This window comes from Streptococcus sp. HMSC056C01 (assembly GCF_001811305.1).
In the GTDB taxonomy this organism is placed as follows: domain Bacteria; phylum Bacillota; class Bacilli; order Lactobacillales; family Streptococcaceae; genus Streptococcus.
This window is the reverse complement of record NZ_KV804207.1, coordinates 179095-179961: the sequence shown is the minus strand read 5'-3', so window position 1 is coordinate 179961 and position 867 is coordinate 179095. Positions and strand designations below refer to the sequence as shown.

Annotated in this window: 1 protein-coding gene; it reads left to right on the top strand. The window is 44.5% G+C overall.

Features of this window, described 5'->3' with window-relative positions:
- The coding region (locus HMPREF2795_RS06915) for a DHHA1 domain-containing protein (RefSeq protein WP_261675786.1) at positions 1–867 on the top strand (867 nt) is incomplete at both ends.

The window sequence follows — 867 nt, the reverse complement described above, 5'->3', positions numbered from 1 at the left end:
AGGAAATTGTTCAGTCCATTTACGATGAAGCCAAAGGTATGGTAGATCCTGAGAAAAGTGTTCAAGTTTTGGCTAAGGAAGGCTGGAATCCGGGAGTTCTTGGAATTGTAGCTGGGCGCTTACTTGAAGAACTGGGTCAGACAGTCATTGTCTTGAATATCGAAGATGGACGCGCCAAGGGGAGTGCTCGAAGCATTGAAGCAGTCGATATCTTTGAAGCCTTGGACCCGCATCGAGAACTGTTTATCGCCTTTGGTGGTCACGCAGGTGCTGCTGGTATGACCCTTGAAGTGGATAAGTTGGAATTCTTGTCTGATCTTTTGGAAGCCTATATCCGAGAAAAAGGCGCAGATGCCCAAGGTAAAAACAATCTATTTTTAGATGAAGAACTGGATTTAGAGACCTTGAGTCTGGAGACGGTGAAAAGTTTTGAACGTCTAGCTCCTTTTGGGATGGATAACCAAAAACCTGTCTTCTATATTCGAGATTTTCAAGTTGAAAATGCTCGCGTTATGGGGGCTGGGAATGCTCATCTCAAGCTGAAAATTTCCAAAGGTGAATCCAGTTTTGAGGTGGTCGCTTTTGGTCAAGGTAAATGGGCGACTGAATTCTCACAGACCAAGCAACTGGAATTGGCAGTGACTCTCTCTGTTAACCAATGGAATGGACAAACAAGCTTGCAGTTGATGATGGTTGACGCCCGTGTAGAAGGTGTCCAGCTCTTTAACATTCGTGGCAAGAATGCCCTGTTACCAGAAGGGGTAGCCGTTTTGGATTTTAGGCAAGAGTTACCTGATGTGACCTCTTGTTCAGCTATTGTCGTTAAGAATATTCCTGAGGATATATCCCTCCTTAAGAAAATCTGTC